Source organism: Burkholderia sp. Nafp2/4-1b (assembly GCF_003635165.1).
Lineage (GTDB): Bacteria > Pseudomonadota > Gammaproteobacteria > Burkholderiales > Burkholderiaceae > Burkholderia.
This window is the reverse complement of record NZ_ML058677.1, coordinates 1-5054: the sequence shown is the minus strand read 5'-3', so window position 1 is coordinate 5054 and position 5054 is coordinate 1. Positions and strand designations below refer to the sequence as shown.

Genomic DNA, 5054 nt, shown 5'->3' with positions numbered 1-5054 from the left:
GATCGGTTCGGTCGATGCGCGAGATCAGGCGCCGCCTGACGCTATTCGGGCGGCGCACACTGGAAGCAAATCAGCACATAGTTTTAGCTACAGGGAAGCATCGGCATCGCGCTTGACAACGATGGTCTTGGCGTTGTGGTAAAGGATCTCGCGAGGAACGCCACCCAAGGCTTCGAACAGCGCACGATGACAGGCGATCAGCGTCTCAGCGCTTCGGCGGAAGACAACGAAATCGCACTGCATCTACCGGCCGGGCTCGGGCTCGAACGACTGGGTTTGGCTTGAGCACGGATTTATGCGCGTTCATGAAAGCCTGCAGGCTTCGCAGTTGGCCATCGTAGCCCGCGCGCATGCAGTTCGCGCAGCAGCGCCGGCGCACCGATGATCTCGGGTGCCGCGGCGCTCGTGCGCTCGACGATGTAAGCCTCGAATGCTCCGAGCTTTGTTGGCCGAGTTCACGCGGCTGTAGCGCGGTGCTTCCTCAGCTGACAGGTACCACGGCACCGTGTTGCGAGAAATGCCCAGGCGCCCCGCCATCACGCGGTCCGATACGCCTTGGGTTTTGAGCACATAGATTTGCATCCACTGTTCCTTCTGGAGGACCGCCAGCCAGTGCGCGCAAATGGCTGACTGTACTGAAAGGTGGCTCAGATTTACTTCGCGCGAAAGTGGCCGATTATTACCTTGCGCCCAACAACGCATGCATTCGAATGGCCTCGCGCTGCTTCCGATCGCTGAAGATGACGAAACTCCAGTTTTGAATATTGAACGCCGTCCGAGACAACATGGCGAGCTGGAGAAGCTGATGCACTTCCACTTAGCTCATTCGACGATGGGCGTCGAAATGTTTCGCTGAGCGTCTTTCTTGGATGGCTTCAACGACATGCGCAGCGATTGTCCTTGATAAAAGTTGCGCTGAAGTAGGCACGGCACTACGGGCACTTGGCGGCCGCATTAGGCGGCGCTATTCCGGTTGGTCTTAGCGATAGGATTGTCGCGGCCGCGCTCACCGACTGTCAACAAACCGCCTGTTTTGCCATACCTACGTCAGCCTCTGTTAGCAAAACGGATCGTCTTATTCAATGCAGCGACCATTTGCAGTGCCGCATCTACTATGCGTAGATGACGCTCGTTCCGTATGGACGGGCTTGTGCCCGCATTGTGAGTTAGCCGACCACGCGCGTCGCGTCGACGAGATGTACCGTGCCAGTAATCTCGTCCGCTCGGCTTTCGGAAATTAACCTGGACCTGGTTGCTCACCGCAAACCACGGGTGTTGCGGCGCTTACTGGTATTAGCCTATGAACTAAAGCCATCATTCGCTCAGAACGGCATAAAAAATGGAATAAGAAAAACGTACAGAGCGCTGACGCCTCCATGCTAGAGACAAAGAGACGAATCGTTCCGGAAATCAGTTCGCGCGGCTTTCACCAACGACCCTGCGAGGTTACCATGGGCATTGCGGCGGTCTCGTTAATCCGTTATCGCGATGAACAAAAGATGCGACCCGGTCGAGGTGGCGTAAAGACAGGGACCGACGTCCCGAGGGAAGGGCGCTGGCGCATATCGTGCCGGTTATCCGGCCTGCATCGCTTTCAAATTCGATATGGCTCGACGCTGCATGACGTGCCAGTGCAGCAGGTAGTCCGCGATGAACTTTTTGAAACGGAACGAGACGATGGGAGAGGAAAAGCAGGAGTTCGCGACGCAAATCGCGAAGCTCATGCAGCAGAGCTGGCAGCGGCGATCAGAGTTGAGGACATTAAGCGCTCGGTACAACCGCTTGTGGAACGAGATCGACGGCTCGCGGAGATGCCCGTGCGGGGCGCATCAACGCGTGCTGCTCGGGATGACGGCGGCGCAGCAGTCCATGTACTACCTCGAGCTGGTCAAGGGGCCGGCCAACGAGGCTTTCGAATACAGTTGACAACTGAACCGGGCCCTTGCGGGGAACATACTCGAAATGTTGAAGACGGCAGCACTATGGTTGGGTACCACCCTCACGCGCGGGACGGTATTGCGGTGATGGCAGTAACGACAATCGCGGAAAAATTGGGCTCACTGGCGGTTCGGTGGCGGCCATGAGGACGCACTTGGCGCCTCGGTGTTCATGCCCCAGCGGTAACTCGCGCTGAGTAGGCGGACGGTCACTTTGCGCTGAAATTGCGTCAGGTTGTTGTTACGCACTCGCATAACATGACCGGGATCCCGGTGCAGGGCCCTATACCCGTGCAATCGGATATACAGGATGCGCTCGCATCTTTAGCGGTCGCCATCTCGACGTGGGAAAGGTGAGCGAAGCGTGTGCTCGGTCTCAATGCTCGGTGCCGGTATGGATTCCTTTTCGTCGTGACAGATGGCATCGACGGCGCAGTGGTTCGGAGCGGGTCGGTCTACGACTAGAGCGCTGTTACGGGACGGGCGGTCGCCATAGTAAGCAATTCAAAAGAAATCTAAGACTCGAAAAGATTCGCGGCATTGTTTCCAAAAATTTCCTATTCTGGTATCGGCTCTGGCTTCTTGGCTAGCGTAGTCGCAGCATTGGTGCTTGTCTCAGCATTATCGTGAGTGCGGAATAGTTGTTGACCATGCTGACGAGCGAGAAGGCGACGGTCGACTGCCGCGTGGGTCAGACGAGAGCGACTCGCTTGCCATCGCGCCGAGCTCTGCGCTGAATGTACAGCGTTGTGGCGATCCGCAATTGCATGACCTCGATTATGCGTTGAGTCTGCTATGCACGACGGCGGGTTCCGCTCAGTTTGGTGCCGTGGTGGAACTCGCTGCCCGATATTCTATGCAATGGAACAGATTGTGGTGACCGACGAGTTGATGCTGGGGGATCAAGTGTATGCAGCGGTGGCCACGGGGACATCGCTTCGGTCGAATTTAACAAGAACGTGTGTAAAGCCTCCTGGAGCTTGCAGTGATTCGATCTTCACGCGCGACGTGCTGACTTCACTTGAAGTCCAGTTCGCGCTCGATGCGTTACGGGCCCGTATGTCGCGCCGCCGGAGCGGACGCCCCTGAACGTCAGCGCGCCATCGAGCGGGTTGCCTGGTCACTCCTCGTGATATCACGTCAGCGCCTCGCGAGGGCGCGCTGCTCGCCTTCACGCGAGCAGTTTCACAGGTGGACCGCTCCACGGAGCGACAGGTGGTGTTAGAAGAGATGCTCTTAAACGGACGCGGACACTGGGGGATGACATGGAATGCAGATGCCTATACGTTGACAACATCAAGATTAACTTCGCCTATCGCACCGTCGAGATCGATGGTGAGGCAATCGATATTACGTCGAGGGAATTCGACGTTTTTGAATTCCTTCTCGGCAACATGAATAAGATTGTGTCGCGCCGGGCGATCCAGAGGGCCGTATGGGGGCGCGAGTTCGATGCTTCGTCACGCACCGTGGAAACGCACATTTCTCGTATACGCCTAAAGCTACGGCTTTACGCGGACAAGAACATGAGGATTATATCGGCCTACGCGATCGGCTACCGGCTCGTTGTGTTTGGTGCAACGATGGTAAGTGGTGACCTTGACCATTCATTTCCCGTCACTGGCTCGCAGCCGCAACGCGCGGTGGCCGAGTTCTCGCCTGCTGGCCGGACGTGATAGTAGCCAGTATATGTACCTCGTTGATGCATGCAATCGAATATAAGCCGGATATTTAATGATTGGGGTATGAAGTGACTTCGCTTCTCGACGCACACGAAGTTGTTCGTCAGTGCAGCAAGACCTGGTGTGGATCTATTCTCGATCTGCCAGTGGGACTAAACGAGGCGATATCATGCGCTTATTTGTGCGTGAGAGGCATCGACGAAATCGAGGACCATTCTCAAATAGGCGGTCCTGACAAAATTGATTTGCTCAGACAAATTGGCGGAATGCTGCAAACCGAAATTTCGGTCGGCGACTTTCATGATGTGTTCTCCAGTTACGCAGCAATATTTCGACCGGTCACGCTGAGAATGGGCGAATGGGCGATGCTTCCGCCTCCAGAAATTAGGCCTCGCGTATTGGATGCGATTTCAACTATGGCGGAGCGTATGGCAACTTGGGTCGACCGCAATTGGCTGATCAGAACAGAACAAGATCTCAATCACTATGCCTTTTCTGTTGCTGGCTCGTTGGGACTGTTGCTAAGCGATTTATGGTGTTGGTACGACCACACTGACACAAACAGAACGCATGCCATCAGTTTTGGACGTGCATTACAAGCGGTCGATATATTGGTCGATCGCACCGATGACGCAAAACGCGGAGTCGATTTTTGGCCAATTGGATGGAACACTATCGATATGCTTTGCTATATTGATCGGGAACTCGAACTGGCTGCTGCATATTTCAATGCATTACCAGTTGGTCCGGCTCGATTGTTTTGCGAGCAACCGCTGCGGGATGCGTTCGAGGCAGTAGATCGGTTTAGACATGGGATCATCTTATGCTCGACCTGAAAATGTGAGTTGCGCGCCGGGTTTTGTGCAGTGTTCACATGTGGAAATGAGTCATTCGGAATGCGTATTTTCCATCTTTTGTGGGGGCTTGATGCTGATCGGCACGACGCTATGTTCGAGCAATTTGAAGAGTTGTAATTGAAGCTCGCTCGTATTGTTTTCGTAGGCAGCCGGAGATACTTGGAGGAAGCTTGATGAGCACGACCAAGGATGCTGATGTCGCAACACACGGCGCGGATCACGCGCATGCTATGCCGATGGGTTGGCGCCGGTGGTTGTTGGCGACGAATCACAAGGACATTGGCACGCTGTACCTGCTGTTCTCGTTCATCATGTTTCTATCTGGCGGAGTGATGGCACTAGGCATCCGTGCCGAGCTGTTCGAGCCAGGCCTGCAGATCATGCGTCCGGAGTTCTTCAATGAGCTCACAACGATGCATGGGTTGGTCATGATTTTCGGGGCGATCATGCCGGCGTTCGTCGGCTTCGCGAACTGGATGATTCCGCTGCAGATCGGCGCGTCCGACATGGCGTTCGCGCGGATGAACAACTTCAGCTTCTGGCTCCTGCCAATCGCGGCCGTGCTGCTGGTCGGTTCG

General features: G+C 55.4%; 4 protein-coding genes and 1 pseudogene. 4 read left to right on the top strand and 1 reads right to left on the bottom strand.

Annotation, left to right across the window (positions count from 1 at the left end):
- Positions 1–102: 102 nt before the first annotated feature.
- Positions 103–582 (bottom strand): annotated as a pseudogene (locus C7H84_RS35850) (IS21 family transposase); the annotation flags it as partial.
- 1068 nt (positions 583–1650) lie between these two features.
- On the opposite strand from C7H84_RS35850, the gene C7H84_RS35840 reads away from it, so the two are divergent.
- The 4 genes from C7H84_RS35840 to C7H84_RS35825 all read left to right on the top strand — a co-directional run.
- Positions 1651–1926: a hypothetical protein gene (locus C7H84_RS35840; RefSeq protein WP_162999523.1), complete on the top strand. Its 276-nt coding sequence runs from the start codon at positions 1651–1653 to the stop codon at positions 1924–1926.
- Positions 1927–3202: 1276 nt separating this feature from the next.
- Positions 3203–3613 (top strand): winged helix-turn-helix domain-containing protein, encoded by a 411-nt coding sequence (locus C7H84_RS35835; RefSeq protein ID WP_121863190.1) that lies wholly within the window; start codon positions 3203–3205, stop codon positions 3611–3613.
- 74 nt (positions 3614–3687) lie between these two features.
- Positions 3688–4455, top strand: a complete 768-nt coding sequence (locus C7H84_RS35830) for a squalene/phytoene synthase family protein (RefSeq protein ID WP_162999522.1) — start codon at positions 3688–3690, stop codon at positions 4453–4455.
- 194 nt (positions 4456–4649) lie between these two features.
- Positions 4650–5054: cbb3-type cytochrome c oxidase subunit I (locus C7H84_RS35825; protein ID WP_205611507.1), on the top strand; the 405-nt coding region annotated here is incomplete at its 3' end.